Origin of the sequence: Mycolicibacterium septicum DSM 44393, assembly GCF_000455325.1 — a bacterium.
Taxonomy (GTDB): Bacteria; Actinomycetota; Actinomycetes; order Mycobacteriales; family Mycobacteriaceae; genus Mycobacterium; species Mycobacterium septicum.
Genome location: NZ_HG322952.1, coordinates 1,278,879 through 1,298,855, shown reverse-complemented (window position 1 = coordinate 1,298,855; position 19,977 = coordinate 1,278,879). Strand labels below are relative to the sequence as shown.

Here is a 19,977-nt window from a genome sequence, read left to right as displayed (position 1 = left end):
GCCCGGCCTCCGGGATTGGGAACGGATCGCGTTGTCCGACCGTTCGTCGCAACGTCTGTGTGTTCGGCGTGGCCGAATGCAGCCACGTAGTTGTCGATCCGCGTAGTCGGCCGTCGAGGGGTCGGTCGTCAACGCGGTCGGGGGATCACGCTGAGGAAGTACTCAGCGCGCCGAGCACCAGGCGGAGCACTTTCATCGCGCCCGTTTTGTCCAGCGGGTCGTTGCCGTTGCCGCACTTCGGTGACTGCACGCACGAGGGGCAACCGTGCGGGCACTCACAGGCCTCGATCGCATCGGCCGTCGCGCCCCACCACGTACCCAGATTGCGGAATCCGCGGTCTGCGAAGCCGGCACCGCCCGGATAGCCGTCGTAGACGAAGATCGACGGCAGGCCGTCCACCGGTCCGACAGCCGTCGAGACCCCGCCGATGTCGCCGCGGTCGCAACTGGCGACCAGCGGCAGCAGACCGATCGAGGCGTGTTCGGCGGCATGCAGACTCCCCGGCACCGCGAGAAGGTCAATACCGCTGTCTTGTAAGGCTTCCGGGGTGATCGTGCACATCACCGCCATGGTGTCCAGGGTGCTGGGCGGCATATCCAGTTCCACGAAGTCGATGACCTCGCCGTCGATGCGGCGGCGCAGGTAGCCGACCACGGTGTTGGTCACGGAAACCGGAACCAGACCCACGGTGACCGGGCCGAACGTCCTGCGTTCGCCGGGCCCGGTGACCGATATGTCGGTGAGTTCCCTGGCGAACGTGCTGTACCCGGGGTCGGCCGCGTACACGAACGCCACACCGTCCTCGAACGACAGCGAGTCGACGAGGTAGGTCTCGCCCTGGTGCAGATAGACCGCGCCGGGATGCAGAGAGGCCGCTGCCCGGCCCGCGCCGGTGCTGCCCAGCATCCGGCCCGTGTCGGCCTCCAGGATCGCGATCTGGCCGCCGCTGGAGCCGCGAATGTCGACGGCCGGGTGCGGATCCACCCCGGGAGCGGGGAAGTAGCCGCCCGGACGTTTACGCAACAACCCGTCGTCGACCAGGGTCTCGGCGACCGCATCGGCGTTCCACAGCCGGACCTCGGCCTCGGTCAGCGGCAGCTCGGCTGCCGCACAGAGCAATTGCGGGCCCAGCACATGCGGATTCGTCGGGTCGATCACCACCCGCTCGATCGGCTTGTCCAACAGCGCCGCCGGATGGTGCACGAGATAGGTGTCCAGGGGGTCATCGCGCGCGATCAGCACGATCAGCGCGCCCTGCCCACGTCGGCCGGCCCGGCCGGCCTGCTGCCAGAACGAGGTGACGGTACCGGGAAACCCGGCCAGCACCACCGCATCCAGCCCGGCGATGTCGATGCCGAGCTCCAGCGCGTTGGTGGTGGCCAGACCGCGCAGTCGTCCGTCGGTCAGCGCGTGTTCGAGCTCGCGGCGGTCTTCGGCGAGATAACCGGCCCGGTAGGACGCCACCAGGTCCGCAAGCTCGGGTGCGGTGTCCTCCAGCCGGGCCCGGGTTCCGAGTGCGGTGAGCTCCGCGCCGCGGCGGGACCGGACGAAGGTCAGGGTGCGCGCACCCTCGGTCATCAGATCGGCCATCACCCGCGCGGCCTCGGCACCGGCCGAACGTCTCACCGGCGCGCCGTTCTCGCCGGTCAGGTCGTCGAGCAGGGCCGGCTCCCACAGCGCGATCGTGCGGGCGCCCTGCGGGGAGCCGTCCTCGGTCACCTCGGCGACCGTCTGCCCGATCAACTCGGCGGCGGTCTCGGCCGGTGAGGCGGTGGTGGCACTCGCGAAAATCACGGTCGGCGCGGAATGGTCAGGGGAATAGCGCTCGCACAACCGCAGCAGCCGGCGCAGCACCATGGCCACATTCGAACCGAAAATGCCACGGTAGTAATGGCATTCGTCGATCACGACGAACTTGAGGTGACGCAGGAACACTGCCCAGCGCGCGTGGTTGCGCAACAGCGACAGATGGATCATGTCCGGATTGGAGAAAATCCACCGGGATCGCTCCCGGGCGAACCGCCGCACTTCGGTTGCGCTGTCCCCGTCATACGGTGCCGGCGCGACGTCGCGCAGTGCGGTGACGGTTTCGGTGAGATTCTGTGCCGCGCGCAGCTGGTCATGGCCGAGCGCCTTCGTCGGGGACAGGTACAGCACCCGCGCCTGCCGATCCTCGGCCAACGCCGTCAGGATCGGCAGTTGGTAGGCCAGGGACTTGCCCGACGCGGTTCCGGTGGACACGACCACATGCCGCCCGTCGTGGGCCAACTCGGCGGCGGCGAGTTGGTGCGACCACGGCGCGGCGATCCCGCGGTCGACCAACGCCTGGACGACCTCCGAATGGGCCCATTGCGGCCACTCCTGTGGTTTGCCCTGTCGCGGAGGGATATCCGCAACATGGCGTAGCGGATTTTCGCCGGAAGGGGTGCCGTCGACAGCGCAAGCGAGCAGCTCACGGCCGAAATCTGACCCCTGATCGAGCACTACTGGTCCTCCTGCGATCTACCCCGCCGACATCGGGTCGGATTTGTAAACGAATTGTTCACCACGCGCCGCATCCCGAGACTGTCGCAGCAGCCTTCGACATGATTGACTGATCACGGTCGCAGCTTCTGTGTTTGTACTCGCACTCGCAGGATCGTCGTTGCGATCGCGGTTCCTGCGAGGGTTGTAGGTCGGGTCAAGTTCCGGTCGACTCGCGCGTTGGTATGGCGGTCGGAACGGGCCCGGTGCATCGGAAGTCGGTGGACCGCACCCGGTTGAAAGAGAAGGAAAGAACAAAAGATGCCACAGGGAACTGTGAAGTGGTTCAACGCGGAGAAGGGCTTCGGCTTCATTGCTCCGGAGGACGGCTCGGCTGACGTGTTTGTCCACTACACGGAAATCCAGGGCAGCGGATTCCGCACCCTGGAGGAGAACCAGAAGGTTGAGTTCGAGGTCGGCCAGAGCCCCAAGGGGCCGCAGGCCACGGGTGTTCGGGCCATCTGAGCCAAACAAACCCAAAGAGACGCCCCCGTGTGAGTCCGCATCGGACACCGCGGGGGTGTTCTCGTTTTTGCGGGCTGCGCTGGCTTAGTGTCGATTCGTGAGCCAGCTGTCCTTCTTCTCGGCCGAGTCGGTGCCGCCCGCGGTGGCCGACCTGACCGGGGTTCTCGCCGGGCCGGGACAGGTTGTGCTGGCGAGCCACGGCGGCCAGCAGGCGGCCCGGATTTCGGTGGTCGTCGACGAGCTGTGGCGCGCCAACGGCCTGGCCGAGATGATCAGCGAGGCCGGTCTGGTGTCGGAGATATCCCGGACCGACGAGAACAACCCGCTGGTGCGCACCGCGCTGGATCCGCAGTTGATGCTGATCGCGGGCGAGTGGACCAGGGGCGCGGTCAAGACGGTGCCCGCCGGTTGGCTGCCCGGTTCGCGCGAGCTGCGGGCCTGGACGCTGGCGGCGGGCACGCCCGAGGCCGACGACCGCTACCTGCTGGGACTGGACCCACATGCTCCCGATACCCACGCGGTGCTGGCTGCGGCCATGATGCGGGTGGGGATCGCCCCGACATTGATCGGGACCAGGGGCTCCCATCCAGCCCTGCGGATCAGTGGGCGGCGTCGCTTATCGCGCCTGGTCGAGAACGTAGGGGAACCACCCGGGGAGGCGGCGGCGTTGGCGCATTGGCCACGTATTTAATGGTGCACACGCGGAGAGCCGGTTTGCGTAGGCTCGCGCGTAATGCGAAATTGTCAGTTGCCGGGCGTGGCGCGGCAACTAAAGAAGTGGAGCGTAGGCACAGTTGGCTGGCGATAGCGGCAGCGGTAGCAAGGGAAATGTCCGGCGACTCGTGATTGTCGAGTCGCCGACAAAAGCGCGCAAGATAGCTGGCTACCTGGGCTCCAATTACGTGGTCGAATCCTCCCGCGGGCACATTCGTGACCTGCCGCGCAATGCCGCCGACGTGCCGGCCAAGTACAAATCCGAGCCATGGGCGCGCCTCGGGGTCAATGTCGACGACAACTTCGAACCGCTCTACATCGTCAGCCCGGACAAGAAGAGCACCGTCACCGAGCTCAAAGACCTGCTCAAGGGTGTTGACGAGCTCTACCTCGCAACGGACGGTGACCGCGAGGGTGAGGCGATCGCCTGGCATCTGCTGGAGACGCTGAAGCCCAAGGTGCCGGTCCGGCGGATGGTGTTCCACGAGATCACCGAGCCCGCCATCCGTGCCGCCGCGGAAAACCCGCGTGACCTGGACATCGCGCTGGTCGACGCGCAGGAAACCCGCCGCATCCTCGACCGGCTCTACGGCTACGAAGTGTCGCCCGTGCTGTGGAAGAAGGTCGCGCCGAAGCTCTCGGCAGGCCGGGTGCAGTCGGTGGCCACGCGCATCATCGTGCAGCGCGAGCGGGAGCGCATGGCGTTCCGCAGCGCCGGCTACTGGGACGTCAGCGCCGAACTCGACGCGAGCGTCTCCGATCCGCAGGCTTCGCCGCCCAAGTTCACCGCCAAGCTCAACACCGTCGACGGCCGCCGCGTCGCCGCCGGTCGCGACTTCGACTCGCTGGGCCAGCTGAAGAAGCCCGACGAGGTGCTCGTGCTCGACGAGGCCAGTGCCGGGGCCCTGGCCGCCGGACTGCGCGGTGCCCAGTTGGCCGTCAGCTCCGTCGAGCAGAAGCCGTACACGCGCAAGCCGTACGCACCGTTCATGACGTCGACGCTGCAGCAGGAGGCCGCCCGCAAGCTGCGGTTCTCCTCGGAGCGCACCATGAGCATCGCGCAGCGGCTGTACGAGAACGGCTACATCACCTACATGCGTACCGACTCGACCACGCTGTCGGAGTCGGCCATCAACGCCGCGCGTACCCAGGCGGGCCAGCTGTACGGCTCGGAGTACGTGCACCCGACGCCGCGGCAGTACACCCGCAAGGTCAAGAACGCCCAGGAAGCCCACGAGGCGATCCGCCCCGCCGGCGACGTGTTCCAGACCCCCGGCCAGCTGCACGCGCAGCTCGACACCGACGAGTTCCGGCTCTACGAGCTGATCTGGCAGCGCACCGTGGCCTCGCAGATGGCCGACGCGCGCGGTACGACGCTGTCGCTGCGCATCGCCGGCACCGCGGCCGGTGGCGAGCAGGTCGTCTTCAACGCGTCCGGTCGCACCATCACGTTCCCGGGCTTCCTCAAGGCCTACGTCGAGAGCATCGACGAGCTGGCCGGCGGCGAGTCCGACGACGCCGAGAGCCGTCTGCCGAACCTGACCCAGGGGCAGCGCGTCGACGCCGCCGATCTGACCGCCGACGGCCACCAGACCAGCCCCCGGCCCGCTACACCGAGGCCTCGCTGATCAAGGCACTCGAAGAGCTCGGCATCGGTCGCCCGTCGACGTACAGCTCGATCATCAAGACCATCCAGGACCGCGGCTACGTGCAGAAGAAGGGCAGCGCTCTCGTGCCCTCCTGGGTCGCGTTCGCCGTCGTGGGCCTGCTGGAGCAGCACTTCGGCCGACTGGTGGATTACGACTTCACCGCCGCCATGGAAGACGAGCTCGACGAGATCGCCAACGGCCAGGAACAGCGCACCAATTGGCTGTCGAACTTCTACTTCGGCGGCGAGCACGGCGTCGAGGGCTCGATTGCCCGCGCCGGTGGGCTCAAGCACCTCGTCGGTGGGAACCTCGAAGGCATCGACGCGCGAGAAGTCAACTCCATCAAGCTCTTTGACGATGAAGAGGGTCGCGCGGTGGTGGTCCGGGTGGGCCGCAACGGTCCATACCTGGAGCGGATGATCGCCGATCCGGACAATCCCGGTGAGCTCAAGCCGCAGCGCGCGAACCTCAAGGATGAGCTGACTCCCGACGAGCTGACCCTGGAGTTGGCCGAAAAGGCTTTCGCCACACCGCAAGAGGGTCGGGTGCTGGGTGTCGACCCGGTGTCGGGACACGAAATCGTCGCCAAGGACGGGCGTTTCGGCCCCTACGTCACGGAGATCCTCCCCGAACCGCCGGAGGAGCCGGACGCCGGGACGACGGCCAAGAAGGGCAAGAAGCCGACCGGCCCCAAGCCGCGTACCGGATCGCTCTTGCGCTCGATGGACCTGGAGACGGTGACGCTCGACGACGCGCTCAAGCTGCTGTCGTTGCCGCGGGTGGTGGGCGTCGACCCGTCGAACAACGAGGAGATCACCGCGCAGAACGGCCGCTACGGCCCATACCTCAAGCGCGGCACCGACTCTCGATCGCTGGCCAACGAGGAACAGATGTTCACCATCACCCTCGACGAGGCGCTGAAGATCTACGCCGAGCCGAAACGCCGTGGGCGCCAGGCCGCTGCGGCCCCGCCGTTGCGTGAGCTGGGCACCGACCCGGCGTCGGGCAAGCCGATGGTGATCAAGGACGGCCGCTTCGGTCCCTACGTCACCGACGGTGAGACCAACGCCAGCCTGCGCAAGGGCGATGACGTGCAGTCGATCACCGACGAGCGGGCCTCGGAACTGTTGGCCGATCGCCGGGCCCGTGGGCCGGTGAAGAAGGCCGCGAAGAAGGCTGCCAAGAAGGCGCCGGCCAAGAAGGCTCCCGCGAAGAAGGCCGCTGCCAAGAAGGCCTGAGCCTTCTAGCTGGAGACGTCGCTCTCGGCCTGGCGCTCCAGGTCGCGGGGCAGCACGAGGTTCATCGGGCGGGCCAGCTGAGTGGGCACCGTGCGGCCGCGCAGTTCGACGATCTCGCCGACGTCCCAGCTCAGCGCCTCGGCATCGAGGGCGCCGCTGACCGCGATCGCCGAGGCCAGCACGTGGCCTTCCTCCAGCTTGGCGAGCTCGGTGAGGCGCGCGGCCTCGTTCACCGGGTCGCCGATCACGGTGTACTCGAAACGGGCCTGAGCGCCGATGTGGCCGGCGATCGCGCGTCCGGCCGAGACCCCGATACCGAACTCGGTGTCGCTGCCCAGCACGCTGAGCAGCTCGTCGTGCAGTTCGCGGGACGCGGCCAGCGCGCCGCCGGAGGCGTCGGGATGCTCGATGGGGGCGCCGAAGATGGCCAGCGCCGCGTCACCCTGGAACTTGTTGACGAACCCGCCGTGCCGGTTGACGGTGTCGACGATGACCCGGAAGAACTCGTTGAGCAGGTTCACCACGTCGCCTGCCGGAATGGTCGACGCGAGATGCGTCGAACCCACCAGGTCCACGAACAGCACCGCGACGTCGCGTTCCTGGCCGCCGAGCTCGGTGCCGCGCTCCAGGGCACGGCGGGCCACGTCCTCACCCACGTACCGGCCGAACAGGTCACGCAACCGTTGCCGCTCGGCCAGCTCGCGCACCATGTCGTTGAACCCGGCCTGCAGCAGGCCCAGCTCGCTGGCGTCGTAGATCTGCATGTGCGCGTTGTAGTTGCCGCGCTGCACCTCACCCAGCGCCCAGCGCAGCTGGCGCAGTGGGTCGGCGATCGACATCGCCACCAGCATGGTGCCGGACAGTCCGATCACCAGCGCGGCGATGGCCAGCAGCAACAGTGGGGTGATCAGCCGGTCGGCGGATGCGGTCAGGATCGAGAACTTGCTGGCCACCAGCGCCAGCACGATGGCCAGGACCGGCACGCCCGTCGAGAGCACCCAGGTCAGCACCTGGCGCAGGATCACCCCGGGTGCGCGGAAGTTCTCCGGCACGCCGCCCCGCAGCGCGGCAACCGCGACCGGCCGCAACACGCGCTCGGACTGCAGGTAGCCGATGATCGCGGTGGCCGTCGCACCCAGGGCGGTGGCGACCAGGACGACGGGCGCGGACTTACTGGCGACCGGCCAGCTGGCCACGATGAACACGATCGAGCCGAGGAACCAGTTCGTGACGCTGATCAGGGTGCGGTAGAAGGGCATCTTCAGCGCCCGCACGCGGGCCAGCTCGGTGATGCTGGGGTCCGACTTGGACAGCAGGGTGTCGCGGCGCTGCCACCGGATGACCGGGATCAGCAGCCGCAGGGCCAGGTAGGCGCCGATGGTGAACGACACGAAAAGGTAGCCCAGGAAGATCGCCAGGTTGAACACCGGCAGATCCTGGAGCTGGATGCGGTCCTCGGGCGGCAGTCCGAAGCGCAGGAAGCCCAGAACGAACAGTGCGCCGATGATGTCGGCCTGCAGCATGCCCAGCGTGAACACCGGCCACGGGGTACGGGCCACCCACCGGACGAATGCGTTGATTCGCCTCATGGGGATTGCCTCCGCGGTCACCCGTTCACCGTATCGGGCCACAGGGACGTTGAGCGCCTGCTGTGACGTGGTTGTGTCGGCTTGACCACTACTGTTGGGGACGATGAGCGGGGTTTTTGCGCGGCTGGTTGGCCAGCATGCGGTGGAACAGGAGCTGGTGGCGGCCGCCTTGGCGGCCCGGGGTGATTCGCCACACAGTGGCACCACCGTCGGGACCATGACACATGCCTGGCTGATCACCGGCCCGCCGGGATCAGGGCGTTCGGTCGCGGCGCTGTGCTTCGCGGCGGCCCTGCAGTGCACGTCTGAGGGGACTCCGGGGTGCGGTGAATGCCGGGCCTGCACGACGACGATGGCCGGTACCCACGCCGATGTGCGGCGGATCGTGCCCGAGGGGCTGTCCATCGCGGTCAAGGAGATGCGCGAGATCGTCCAGATCGCGTCGCGCCGGCCCGGGACCGGGCGCTGGCAGATCGTGGTGATCGAGGACGCCGACCGGCTCACCGAAGGCGCTGCCAACGCACTGCTGAAGGTGGTGGAGGAGCCGCCCGCGTCGACGGTGTTCCTGCTGTGCGCGCCATCGGTGGACCCCGAGGACATCGCGATCACGCTGCGCTCGCGGTGCCGCCACGTAGCGCTGACCACACCGTCGGTGGATGCCATCGCCGACGTGCTGATCTCCGGTGACGGGCTGCCCGAGGAAGACGCTCGCTGGGCGGCCTCGGTCAGCGGCGGGCACGTGGGCCGGGCCCGGCGGCTCGCGACCGATCCGGAGGCCAGGGAGCGCCGTAAACGCGCGTTGGGACTGGCCAGGGACGCCGCGACCCCGGCCCGAGCATTCGCGGCCGCCGAGGAGATGGTGGCCGTCGCCGAGGCGGAGGCGCTGGCGTTGACCGTCGGGCGCAACGAGACCGAGACCGAGGAGCTCAAGACCGCCCTGGGAGCCGGTGGGACCGGAAAAGGCACCGCGACCACCACTCGCGGCACCGCCGGTGCCCTCAAGGAGCTGGAGAGGCGGCAGAAGTCCCGGCAGACCCGGGCCTCCCGTGACGCACTCGACCGGGCCTTGATCGACCTGGCGACCTATTTCCGCGATGCGCTTCTGGTGTCATCGGGAGCCACGGCAGTGACCGCCAACCACCCCGACATGGCCGAGAAAGTGGAGGCCATGGCCGCCCACGTGCCGCCGGACCGGCTGCTGCGCTGCATCGAGGCGGTGCTGGAGTGCCGCGAAGCGCTGGCCACCAACGTCAAGCCGAAGTTCGCGGTCGATGCCATGGTGGCGACCATCGGGCAGGCGCTGCGCGGGTGAGTTGGGTCTGGGCGGGGGCCTGCCGTAGACTCGTGCCGCCCGGTTCGCCGAGCGCGCCACCCTAGCTCAGTCGGTAGAGCAATTCACTCGTAATGAATAGGTCAGGGGTTCGATTCCCCTGGGTGGCTCCATTTTGTTTTGCGCTAGTCGGCGTAGGGGTTCGGAGAGCGCTTACAGCGAGTCCGGCCCTTCGATGACCTGCTTGGCCACCTTCATCGCGGTGTTGGCGTTCGGGAAGCCCGCGTAGCCACTGGAGTGGTAGATCACCTCGGCGATCTCGTCCTCGGTGAGGCCGTTTCGCAGGCCGATCCTGACGTGCGACTCGAACTCATCGGTGGCGCGCAGTGCGATGAGAATGCCCATGGTGACCAGGCTGCGATCACGCCGGCTCAGGCCCTCGCGGCTCCACAGCCGGCCGAAGACATTGTCGACCCCGATCGCCAGGAGTTCGTCGCCGAAGGATCCGTCGGGCTCGACGTTCTTCTCCGACAGATGCGGAACCAGCTCTTGGAGGACCCGCAGACCCTGTTCGCGTACGTCGTCAGTCATGCCTGCCAGCTTGGCACGGACGTGACGAGCTATTCACCGGTGGCGGTGATGACAACAACTGGCGCGTCCTCAGCAAGGAACGCCTTGGACTTGATCTTGGTGCCGGTGAATGCCGCGTCGAGTTGGCTACTGGCTAGAAAGCCGCCCTGCGGCAGGTCAGCCCGCAATGATTCCCAGACATCGGGCCGGTCGGTGGTCGGCATCGGGCGGGACCTCGCCTTCAAATCCTCCGCGACGGACGGGCTCAGTTCGACGATGCTGTCGATCCAGTACAGCGATGGCCCAGGCACATCCGGATCACCCATGTCTCCACTCACCCACGATCCGTTGACAGGCGACCCGATCGCCGGGAAGCGTTTGGTCAACGGCTCCAGCTCGTGTCGAACGGGATTGGACGTGTGCTTGGCGGCGGGAGCGTCCATGGTTGTCTCGATCTGTTGCCGATTGTGCGAACTTGGGAAACACGCTGAAAGTGTGAATGTGGCCACGGCCAACGACAGGGCCGCAGCGCTGATCCTGTGCACCCCAAAAGAATTCGTCACGGCAGTGGCGCTCTTCCTCTCTCGTCACTGTCCCCGGGCAATAACGTCGTACGCGCTACCGAACTCGCGGATCGCCCCGTTGATGCGTGGCCACGGAGCGAGATACACCGTTAGTTGACTGTCGTAGATGCTCCAGTCCTCGGCAGCAATTTCACTTGGAGGTAGTAGGCGACCGTCTCTGAAAAACTCTTCATTGATGTGAGGATCATCCGGACGTGCGGTGAGTGAAACAACTTGATACGCGAGTTGTGTTTGCGCACGTGTAGATGTGGGCTTGTCCGAGGTCGGATCTGCCAAGTGGGTGCCAGTCGCTAAAAGGCTTCGGAGGCGCGCTGCTTGAAGAAGTTCTTCTTTGGTGGGGCCTCTGTCCGCGAGGAGAGGTTCCGCCACGGCGGCTCTTGCGAACGCGGCTTCGTAGGTGTCAGCACGCTGGGAGACGGCTGTACTGAAAGTGCGGTGCGCATCGGCTTCCTTCGTCATCGCCGCGAATAGCGAGACCGTGCGCCGCATCTGCGACTCGGGGTCGTCCAACGGCTCGAATCCTGCAACTCCGCTCTCATCGGCGACCATCGCTCCGAGATAAGGCACTAGGCTCTGCGCAAAGGCTTGCCAGAGTGCAGGATTCGCCGGTGTATCCGCAACCTTCTCCCGCTCGTCTGCCAAGAACGATGCGATGGCGTGCGCGGCGGCCCCCGCCCGGGTTGCTGTTGTTCGATCGGTCGAAAGCGCGTCCCGTGGAACCCAGGCAAAGAGCTCAGCCGCCCGACGACCGTCGTCATCCCACGATGCAGCGGTGATATCCCACAAGAACGATTGATCGTTTGATCCGGTGATCTTCTCGGCGATCGCGACGGTGTCCGTGCTCGAAGGAAGCAAAGGCTCGTCCTGCGAAGTACAGGCGACGACGAGCGCAAGTATTCCGACGGTGACTAGCGTGAGCCAGAACCTCATTTTTGGTACCCGCCGACGTGCCCGAAAGTTTGGCTGAACTTCGTCATCATTGCCGCGATCTGTGTCTTGTCAGCCATCGCGGCGGTTAACTGAGCGTCGTAAATGCTCCAGTCCGCATCACTAATCTGGCTTGGCGGCTTCAACCGTCCGCTGGTGTCATCGAAGAATCGGTCTTCGATATGTGGATTACCATCCTGAACGAACTGTGACGCCACGGCGTACTGAGCCTGTGTGATCTGATGCTGAACCGACGTCTCATTGGCGGTAAGGCCCACGTCGGTTAGGGTTCCGTCCTCGTTGAATTTAAAGTCGGCCTTGTCTGGTGGGCCGCCTGCGATCATGTCCGCGAAGGTGTTGGTGATCAAGTCACCGCCTTTGCCGTAGGAAAATACGCTGCGGAGTATGTCTTTTTTGGTTTCGTAGGCTTCCTTAGCATTTTCCAGTGCTTGATCGGCATTCATCTGGCCGTTGTGGATGTTCGAAAGTGTCTCTTGACTCATGCCGCCGTCGATTACGCCAAGCAGTCGGGCCGAGGCTTGCAGGTCGTCCACCCGGGCGTCACCTTTTGGTAGGTCGGGGTGTTCCTTCGCGTATTCCGCGAACGAATTCTGCATCTCAAGAGCGTTGTTGTATGCGGCCTTGTTCCAATCTCGCGCTGCTTCGGGCTGCGAATCTATTACAGCGAAGAGGCCCTTCGTCTTGTCCATTGTGCTGCCGAGGTCGTCGAGGCGGTGGAAATCGGTATTCACCTTCGGTTGGTCCGTGACCAGTTCGTCCTGATACGGCATCAATCCGTTGGCGAACGCCTTGACGAGATCAGGATTCATGTCCCCGATCTGGTGGTTGCCGTTGATCGCAAGCAGATCGCCACTTTCACGTCCGAGAAATTCGGCGTAGACATTTGCAGTCTCAGCAGAGAGTTTGCTCTCGGGAGAGTCCTTCGTCCATTCGAACAGAGAACCGGCGGCCTTTCCGTCGTCTGACCACTCGTGCGTGGTGACGTCTTTCAAGAAATCCTGACCGTCGTCGCCATGATTACCCGATATTTGGTCGTAAACGATCTGGTGGTCGCGGCCCGCTGCTTCAAAAATGTCCTGAACGGTATTCTCAACGTACTTCGCATGAGGGTCTGCGAAAGTGACATCGCCCGTGAACAACCCCGAGTCCATCATCCGGTCCGCCTTGCGCATCAGTTCACGATCTAGCTCGGTACCGGTCTGTAGCGCTGGATCACCTTCCTTAACGATGGCCGCGATGTCACTCACCTCCGTGGTGACTGGCAATGCGCCTGGCGATTTGAGGGCATCCTGAACGCTCTGCGGCAATCGGTCGAAGCCGCCCTTCTGTTGGTCATCGAATTTTCCCGTGGATCGGGGGACATCGTCATTGCTCATTAGCTGCCATGAGTTCGGGATGACATCGCCATGCTCGCCGAGCTTTTCTCTTGCGTCCTTCAGGGCGGCTACTGACATGTCCTTTTGCTGGGATTCCATTTGGCTCATGTAAGCGGCTTGTTCCGCCGTTAGCTCCTGACCGGGTTTGATCCCGCTCAATATCTGATCCACATGCGCTGCCGCGTCCTTGTCCCCCTTGAGTAGCGCGTTCTGAACGTCCTTCTTGGCTTGCTCTTCTGGAGGTAACGCGTGGGCTTCTTCGCTGCCCTTCTTGTCCCCAGGCCCGAGCTTCTGATTCTGGAGCTCATCAAACGCATTCTTGAGGTCGCTGACGCGGAAGCCGATCTTGAGCATGTCGCCGTTGGCGGTGCTGACGGTGTTGTTGACCTGCGTGATGCCTTCCTTGGCGATCGGGATCAGGCTCTTCTCGCGGGCCTGGGCGCTAAGGGAACTGGGCAGTGAGTTGACCGCGCTGTCGACCCAGGACTTCGTAGTGTCGAGTTGATTGCGCCCATTGGTGACGACGTTGGCGGCGTTGGTGACTTCGGCGGCCATCTTCTTGTCGAGGTCAGCCAGCTTTTCGTAGACGCCGGCATGTTGTTTGTTGACCGCGGCATAGGCCTGAGACCCCGTGCCCTGCCAGCGGTCGTCAGGCTGGGCCGATTCGATAGAGGACTTCATCTTCAGCAGCTGCGAGCTGCTGCCGTTGTACTGGCTGCCGTCGGTGGGGGTGCCTACGCCGAAGGTGTCCTTGGCTTTGCTCCACGTCGAATAGAAGCCATCAAGCGCGCTCACAGAAGCGTCCCCCTCGACAAATCCCGATACTCAACGCTCAGTATCTCAGCACCCGAGCTACCTCGGTGCCAGGAATCCGACGGGTCCGGGGGAGATGCAGACCGACAGGGCAGCGGTGTTGGCCTGCACGGAGATGGACTGCCCCGCCCCGGGCAGCCGGACGAAGACGCGGTTGAGTCCGGGCCGCACCGGCACCTTCACCTCAGGCCCTTCGGCCAGGGCCATGGTCAAGGAGCCGTCGCTGTTGGCCAGGTAGTTGATCTCGGTGGTCCAGTCGGCCGGCAGCAACGGTCCGTCCAGGGGCATGACGACGGGCTCGTCGGGCTGCACCAGGAATCCGCATTTCGGCTCCGGACCCTCGACGATGGTGCGCACCCACGTCACTTTCGCGGGAAGCAGCGTCCCGGTGCGGTCGAACATTCGCAGATCGGTTGTCGCCGAGGCGAACTCGGGGCGCGGTGAGGCGAGGGCGAACATGTGGCTGGCCAGGTTCTCCGGCGCGGCCACGCGTTGCAGGATCAGCGGATCGACCTCTTGATCCAGCAGCGGAGCGGCCGATGAGGTGGAGGCCAGCGACGCGCGGGCGTTGTTCAGGTAGGCCGGCACTGGATTGTCCTGCCACACCTTCAGGAAGGTGTGCGTCGAATACAGGCTGCTTGCCACGAAAAGCGCTGCAAGACTGACGCATATGGCAGTGCGCGCCTTCGATGCCGAGAGGGCGGAGGAGAACCGTGAATCCCGGTTTGGCGCACAGAATCCCACGGCAGCCAGCAGCGCCAGCACCACGACCAAATCAGGCAGGTAGCGCAGCGTCTGTGCCAGCTCCAACGCGGTGAACCGGGACGAGCGCATCAGATAGATCGGGATCTGGCAGGCCACGGCGTAGCCCAGGGCCACGACCAACACCGGCCAGATGCGGGTCTTGCGGACCAGCACCACCGCCACCGCGACGACCAAGACCACCCAGCCCAGCACCATCACGGAGACCGGCGGCGTGGCCCACGGGGATGCCGGGGCCCAGCGCTGCCAGGACCATGGCCCGCCGACGAGTCCGGGCACGATGCCGTGGGTGAACGAGCGGCACAGCAGGTCCCGGGTCATGGCCAGGTCGAAGCTCCACCGCTTCTGATCGACGACGACGAGGTAGACCCCGATCCACGCCACGATCAGGGCCAGGGACGCGACCCACAGCCGGAGGCCGCGCTGCCACACCTCACGCACGCTGAAAGTCCCGGTGACGTACCCCAAGAGAGCCACCACCGCGAACGCCACGAACGGGATCACCGCGGCCTTCTCGAAGAACAGCAGCCCGCCGAGAAAGACCAGCACACCCGTGACGGCGTGCCGCGACGACCCGGTCCGCACGAGCAGTACGGCCTCACCAACCACCCATGCCAGCGCGGCCTGCATCGGCAGCGTGTTCAGCCCCGCCGCCCACCACGCGAATCCGGGCAACGCCAGGGGAGTGAACAAGGCGAACGTCAGCGGCACCAGCAGCACCGGCCGCCAGCCCAGGATCACCCACAGTGCCCGCAGCAACGCCAGCGAGGCCAGCAGCTGCATCACCACCAGGCTCACCGCGGCCAGCACCCAGGAGAACGGGGCCAGCCGGGTCACTGCCCCGGACACCAGGAACGCGGCGGGCATGACGTGGCCGTCGTGATCGTCGAACAGGAAGGACGGCGACAGCAGATTCTGGGTCCCGGCCCGGCCGATCAGGATCAGATCGTCCCAGTAGAAATAGCCCCCGAACGCGAGGATCGCCCGGACCACCAGATGCAGCGCGATCAGCGCAGCAGCAGTGCGGGCGACCTTGTTCACTCTTGCCGACTGTACGGACACAGCGGGGCCCTAGTTGCCGTCGGTATGGTGTGGCCGTGCGAACACTGGTGACAGGAGCGGCAGGTTTCATCGGATCGACGCTGGTCGATCGGCTGCTGGCAGACGGGCACAGCGTCGTCGGAATCGACGACCTGAGCACGGGCCGCATCGACAACCTGCAGAGCGCCGACAGCAACAAGGACTTCGAGTTCGTCAAGGCCGACATCGTGGACGCGGACCTGCTGGGCCTGCTCAAGGACACCCAGCCTGAGGTGATCTTCCACCTGGCCGCCCAGATCTCGGTGAAGCGGTCGGTGGACGATCCGCAACTGGACTCCACGGTGAACGTGGTGGGCGTGGTCCGGTTGGCCGAGGCGGCCCGTCAGGCCGGGGTGCGCAAGGTGGTGCACACGTCCTCGGGCGGTTCGGTGTACGGCACCCCGCCGTCCTACCCGACGGGCGAGGATGCCCCGACCAATCCGGCCTCGCCCTACGCGGCGAGCAAGGTGGCCGGCGAGGTCTACTTCAACATGTTCCGCAATCTCTACAACCTGGATTGCTCGCACATCGCCCCGGCCAACGTGTACGGCCCGCGGCAGGATCCGCACGGTGAGGCCGGCGTGGTGGCGATCTTCGCCCAGGCGCTGTTGGCCGGGCGGCCCACCAAGATCTTCGGTGACGGCTCCGACACCCGTGACTACGTGTACGTCGACGACGTGGTCGACGCCTTCGTGAAGGCGTCCGGGCCGGACGGCGGCGGTCAACGGTTCAATGTCGGTACCGGGGTGGAGACCTCGACCCGCGAGATGCACACCGCGATCGCCCTGGCCGTCGGTGCCGCAGACGAACCGGAGATTCACCCGCCGCGGCTCGGTGACCTGCGTCGTTCCCAGCTCGACATCCGCCGGGCCCGGGATGTGCTGGGCTGGCGGCCGCAGGTGGATCTGGCCGCGGGTATCCCCAAGACGGTCGAATACTTCCGGAGTAATTCTCGCTAAAAGATTGTGAGTACTCACTTTCTCGTTTAGCGTGGCGTCATGTCCTACGACGTCATCGTTCGCAACGGCCTGTGGTTCGACGGCACCGGCGCCCCGCCGCAGGTCCACACGCTGGGAATTCGCGACGGGGTAGTGGTCGCGGTATCGGCCACACCCCTTGACGAGACAGACTGCCCGGATGTCATCAACGCCGGCGGTAAATGGGTGTTGCCCGGCTTCGTCGACGTGCACACCCACTACGACGCCGAGATCCTGCTCGATCCGGGCCTGCGGGAATCGGTGCGTCACGGCGTGACCACCGTCCTGCTCGGCATGTGTTCGTTGTCGACGGTCTACTCCGACACCGAGGACGCTGCCGACCTGTTCAGCCGCGTCGAGGCGGTCCCGCGTCAGTTCGTGCTGGGCGCCCTGCAGGAGCACAAGACCTGGTCGGGTCCGGCCGAATATGTGAAGGTCATCGACGAGCTGCCGCTCGGCCCGAATATCGCGTCGCTGCTGGGCCATTCGGATCTGCGGGCCTCGGTGCTCGGCCTGGACCGGGCCACCACCCGCGGCGTCATGCCGACCGACGCCGAGTTGGAGACCATGGCGGCCAGGCTGGACGAGGCCCTCGAAGCGGGCATGCTCGGCATGTCCGGGATGGACGCGGCGATCGACAAGCTCGACGGGGACCGCTTCCGGTCCCGCGCATTGCCGTCGACGTTCGCGACCTGGCGTGAGCGCCGGCGCCTGATCAAGGTGCTGCGCAAGCGTGGACGGATGCTGCAGAGCGCGCCGAACGTCGCCAAGATCCATGAGGCGCTGAACTTCTTCGTGGAGAGCAGCGGCCTGTTCGGCCGCCGCCGGGACGTCCGGATGAGCCTGCTCGTCTCGGCCGACGCGAAGTCCTCGCCCGGTGCGGTGCGGGTGCTGGGGCCGGGCGTCCGGCTGCTCAACCGCGTCCTTGGCGCCAAGGTGCGTTTCCAGCATCTGCCCGTGCCGTTCGAATTGTATTCGGACGGAATCGATCTCCCGGTGTTCGAAGAGTTCGGTGCGGGTACCGCAGCCCTGCATCTGAAGGATCAATTCGAGCGCAACAAGCTGCTGGCCGACCCGGAGTACCGCCGCCGGTTCCGCAAGTCGTTCGACCGCCGCGTGCTCGGACCGACCTTGTGGCACCGCGACTTCCACGACGCCACGATCGTCGAATGCCCGGACAAGACGCTGATCGGCAAGAGCTTCGGTCAGATCGCCGACGAGCGCGGCATTCACCCGCTCGACGCGTTCCTCGACGTGCTCGTCGACAACGGTGAGCGCAATGTCCGCTGGACGACCATCGTGGCGAACAACCGTCCCAAGCATCTCGACCGGCTGGCCAAGGACCCGTCGGTGCACATGGGCTTCTCGGATGCCGGTGCGCACCTGCGCAACATGGCGTTCTACAACTACTCGGTGAAGCTGCTCAAGCGGGTGCGCGACGCCCAATTGGCGGGCAAGCCGTTCATGACCACCGAGCACGCCGTCCACCGCCTGACCGGCGAGGTGGCCGACTGGTTCGGCGTCTCGGCCGGCACGCTGCGCGAAGGTGACCGGGCCGACTTCGTGGTGATAGACCCGGCCGGCCTGAACGACACGGTCGAGGCGTATCACGAGGAATCGGTCCCGTTCTACGGCGGGTTGAGCCGCATGGTCAACCGCAGCGACGACGCCGTTGTCGCCACGGCCGTCAACGGCGCCGTGGTGTTCCGCAACGGTGAGTTCCGGGAGGGCTACGGTGTGTCGGTGAAGTCAGGACGCTACCTGCGGGCCGGTGCTGAGAAACTGGACCATACGCCGGTCTGACATGGCCAGAACCCAGCAGCAGCGCCGCGAGGAAACCGTCGCACGACTACTCGACGCCGCCATCGACACCATCATCGAGGTCGGCTACGCCAAGGCCTCGGCGGCGGTGATCGCCAAGCGGGCCAAGGTTTCCGACGGCGCGCTGTTCCGGCATTTCCCCACGATGAGCGATTTCATGGCAGCCACCGCCCGTGAGGTGGCACGGCGTCAGCTGGAGCTGGGCAGCAAGTTGGGCGCGGACATCGCCGCCGAGCAGCCGCCGCTGCCGGCGCAGTTGAGGATCCTGCGCGACATCGCGGGCAGTGACACCAACACCGTGTGGCACGAGCTGCTCATGGCGGCGCGCACCGACGAAAAGCTCAGGGCCGCACTGCAGACGGTGCTTGCCGAGTACATCGCCAGCATCTACGAAATCGCCAAGGGCGCGCCCGGGATGGATCAGCTCCCCGAAGACGTCTTCGCCGTGATGCTGACCATCGCGATCAACACATTCGACGGGGCCGCCATGGTGCGGCGCGTGCTGCCGATGCCCGAGCTGGAGGACGCCAGGATCGAAATGCTGGCGACGTTGTTCAGCCGCTAGGTGTCTTCCGGAACTCGCGCGTTCTGCAGGGCCACGGACCGGGCCAGCCGGGCGTAGCGCAGCTCGATGTCCTTGAAGCGCAGGTAGGTCGACAGCGTGACGAACACGAACGCGATGATGAGCACGTACTCCATGAGGTCCGTACCGCGTTTCACGCCAAGCCAATTCGCGAGGATCGTGGTGTCGTCGGGCCGCAGAATGGCGTAGATGCCGGCCGCCACGAACAGCACGAAACCGACCTTGACCCACGCCTTGGACCTTGCGCTGCGCCGTGATCCCAGCAGGTAGGCCAACAGCGCCAGCACCGAGACGATCAGCAGAGCCTGAATCCAGTTCACCGGGACATCCTCCTGCGCAACAGCCCGTCGAAGACGATGTTGACGCCGTTGAGCAGCGGCTGGCCCTTCGACTTCGAATAGTCGGTGTAGAGAATCTCGACCGGCTCCTCAGCGACCCGCCAATGGTGTTCAGCGGCCAGTGCGATGAATTCGCCGGCATGGCTCATGCCGTTCATGGTCAGGTTGAGTGCGTCGGCGACGGTCCTGTTGAACACCCGCAGTCCGTTGTGGGCGTCGGTCAGGCCGAGGCTGCGGCTCTGCGGGCTGAGAAACGCCGCGGCACGCAGGATGAGGCGCTTGACCGGCGGGACGTGGGTGACCGTGCCGGCGAACCGGGTCCCCACCACCAGATCGACATCGTCGGTGTCGAGCCGATCGATCATCCGCATCACGTCTTTGACCTGGTGCTGCCCGTCTGCGTCGAAGGTCGCGAACACCCGGGCGTCGGGCCGGCTGCGGGCGTACTCCACCCCGGTCTGGATCGCCGCTCCCTGGCCCAGGTTCACCGGATGCGGGACCACATGCGCGCCGGCGGCGAAGGCCACATCCGCTGTGTCGTCGCGGCTGCCGTCGTCGACGCACACCACGTTAGGAAAAACCGAGCGCACGTCGGAGATGACGTCGCCGATGATGCTCGCCTCGTTGAAGGCGGGGATGACGATCCAAACGTCCTGATAGCGCATGTCGATGGGCA

The 19,977-nt window shown here is 65.7% G+C and carries 15 protein-coding genes, 1 tRNA gene and 1 pseudogene; 8 read left to right on the top strand and 9 right to left on the bottom strand.

The window, feature by feature from the left end; all coding sequences use genetic code 11:
- Positions 1-145: 145 nt before the first annotated feature.
- Positions 146-2,485, bottom strand: coding sequence for a DNA 3'-5' helicase SftH (locus TX88_RS26095; protein WP_044520967.1), 2,340 nt, complete (start codon positions 2,483-2,485; stop codon positions 146-148).
- 300 nt (positions 2,486-2,785) lie between these two features.
- Between TX88_RS26095 and TX88_RS26090 the strand changes: the two genes are divergently transcribed.
- The 3 genes and pseudogenes from TX88_RS26090 to topA all read left to right on the top strand — a co-directional run bounded on the left by TX88_RS26090 (position 2,786) and on the right by topA (position 6,590).
- Complete coding sequence (locus TX88_RS26090) at positions 2,786-2,989, top strand: cold-shock protein (RefSeq protein ID WP_003882601.1); 204 nt, start codon at positions 2,786-2,788, stop codon at positions 2,987-2,989.
- A 97-nt stretch (positions 2,990-3,086) separates the two neighbouring features.
- On the top strand, positions 3,087-3,680 hold the full coding sequence (locus tag TX88_RS26085; protein WP_044520962.1) for a hypothetical protein: 594 nt from the start codon (positions 3,087-3,089) through the stop codon (positions 3,678-3,680).
- Between the two features lie 103 nt (positions 3,681-3,783).
- Positions 3,784-6,590 (top strand): annotated as a pseudogene (gene topA / locus TX88_RS26080) (type I DNA topoisomerase).
- Between the two features lie 5 nt (positions 6,591-6,595).
- On the opposite strand, the gene TX88_RS26075 reads toward topA, so the two are convergent.
- A complete protein-coding gene (locus tag TX88_RS26075) occupies positions 6,596-8,200 on the bottom strand; it encodes an adenylate/guanylate cyclase domain-containing protein (protein WP_044522025.1) in 1,605 nt (534 codons plus the stop codon).
- A gap of 82 nt (positions 8,201-8,282) precedes the next feature.
- On the opposite strand from TX88_RS26075, the gene TX88_RS26070 reads away from it, so the two are divergent.
- Together TX88_RS26070 and TX88_RS26065 are read left to right on the top strand one after the other, a co-directional pair.
- Positions 8,283-9,491 (top strand): DNA polymerase III subunit delta', encoded by a 1,209-nt coding sequence (locus TX88_RS26070; protein WP_044520960.1) that lies wholly within the window; start codon positions 8,283-8,285, stop codon positions 9,489-9,491.
- A gap of 55 nt (positions 9,492-9,546) precedes the next feature.
- Positions 9,547-9,622: transfer RNA gene (locus TX88_RS26065), tRNA-Thr, on the top strand.
- 40 nt (positions 9,623-9,662) lie between these two features.
- Here the strand turns inward: TX88_RS26065 and TX88_RS26060 are convergent.
- From TX88_RS26060 to TX88_RS26040, 5 genes are all read right to left on the bottom strand, one after another.
- A complete protein-coding gene (locus TX88_RS26060; RefSeq protein ID WP_044520959.1) occupies positions 9,663-10,040 on the bottom strand; it encodes a carboxymuconolactone decarboxylase family protein in 378 nt (125 codons plus the stop codon).
- A gap of 29 nt (positions 10,041-10,069) precedes the next feature.
- Complete coding sequence (locus TX88_RS26055; protein WP_044520958.1) at positions 10,070-10,462, bottom strand: hypothetical protein; 393 nt, start codon at positions 10,460-10,462, stop codon at positions 10,070-10,072.
- A gap of 144 nt (positions 10,463-10,606) precedes the next feature.
- The gene (locus TX88_RS26050) at positions 10,607-11,533 is read right to left on the bottom strand and encodes a hypothetical protein (protein ID WP_044520956.1); all 927 of its coding nucleotides are present in this window, start codon (positions 11,531-11,533) and stop codon (positions 10,607-10,609) included.
- Complete coding sequence (locus TX88_RS34735; protein ID WP_049925377.1) at positions 11,530-13,722, bottom strand: TPR repeat domain-containing protein; 2,193 nt, start codon at positions 13,720-13,722, stop codon at positions 11,530-11,532. Before TX88_RS34735 ends, TX88_RS26050 begins: the two co-directional genes overlap by 4 nt.
- Positions 13,723-13,779: 57 nt before the next feature.
- Positions 13,780-15,543 (bottom strand): hypothetical protein, encoded by a 1,764-nt coding sequence (locus TX88_RS26040; RefSeq protein WP_044520955.1) that lies wholly within the window; start codon positions 15,541-15,543, stop codon positions 13,780-13,782.
- A gap of 56 nt (positions 15,544-15,599) precedes the next feature.
- Here TX88_RS26040 and TX88_RS26035 point away from each other — a divergent pair, with 56 nt between their 5' ends.
- From TX88_RS26035 to TX88_RS26025, 3 genes are read left to right on the top strand one after another with little or no spacing between them, the layout of a single operon-like run.
- Positions 15,600-16,541, top strand: coding sequence for a GDP-mannose 4,6-dehydratase (locus TX88_RS26035; protein WP_044522023.1), 942 nt, complete (start codon positions 15,600-15,602; stop codon positions 16,539-16,541).
- Between the two features lie 39 nt (positions 16,542-16,580).
- Complete coding sequence (locus tag TX88_RS26030; protein WP_044520953.1) at positions 16,581-18,362, top strand: N-acyl-D-amino-acid deacylase family protein; 1,782 nt, start codon at positions 16,581-16,583, stop codon at positions 18,360-18,362.
- A 1-nt stretch (position 18,363) separates the two neighbouring features.
- Positions 18,364-18,945 carry a TetR/AcrR family transcriptional regulator gene (locus TX88_RS26025; RefSeq protein ID WP_044520951.1) on the top strand — a complete coding sequence of 194 codons (582 nt, stop codon included), beginning with the start codon at positions 18,364-18,366 and terminating at the stop codon, positions 18,943-18,945.
- On the opposite strand, the gene TX88_RS26020 is transcribed toward TX88_RS26025, so the two are convergent.
- On the bottom strand, positions 18,942-19,283 hold the full coding sequence (locus TX88_RS26020; protein WP_044520948.1) for a DUF2304 domain-containing protein: 342 nt from the start codon (positions 19,281-19,283) through the stop codon (positions 18,942-18,944). The genes TX88_RS26025 and TX88_RS26020 overlap by 4 nt on opposite strands.
- Positions 19,280-19,966, bottom strand: coding sequence for a polyprenyl-phospho-N-acetylgalactosaminyl synthase PpgS (locus TX88_RS26015; protein ID WP_044520946.1), 687 nt, complete (start codon positions 19,964-19,966; stop codon positions 19,280-19,282). Before TX88_RS26015 ends, TX88_RS26020 begins: the two co-directional genes overlap by 4 nt.
- Positions 19,967-19,977 lie beyond the last annotated feature (11 nt).

Coding starts and splice junctions, on each gene's coding strand:
- TX88_RS26060 (WP_044520959.1), bottom strand. CDS start 10,040: ATGACTGACGACGTACGCGAACAGGGTCTGCGGGTCCTCCAAGAGCTG.
- TX88_RS26050 (WP_044520956.1), bottom strand. CDS start 11,533: ATGAGGTTCTGGCTCACGCTAGTCACCGTCGGAATACTTGCGCTCGTC.
- TX88_RS26030 (WP_044520953.1), top strand. CDS start 16,581: ATGTCCTACGACGTCATCGTTCGCAACGGCCTGTGGTTCGACGGCACC.
- TX88_RS26015 (WP_044520946.1), bottom strand. CDS start 19,966: ATGCGCTATCAGGACGTTTGGATCGTCATCCCCGCCTTCAACGAGGCG.
- TX88_RS26090 (WP_003882601.1), top strand. CDS start 2,786: ATGCCACAGGGAACTGTGAAGTGGTTCAACGCGGAGAAGGGCTTCGGC.
- TX88_RS26055 (WP_044520958.1), bottom strand. CDS start 10,462: ATGGACGCTCCCGCCGCCAAGCACACGTCCAATCCCGTTCGACACGAG.
- TX88_RS26025 (WP_044520951.1), top strand. CDS start 18,364: ATGGCCAGAACCCAGCAGCAGCGCCGCGAGGAAACCGTCGCACGACTA.
- TX88_RS26070 (WP_044520960.1), top strand. CDS start 8,283: ATGAGCGGGGTTTTTGCGCGGCTGGTTGGCCAGCATGCGGTGGAACAG.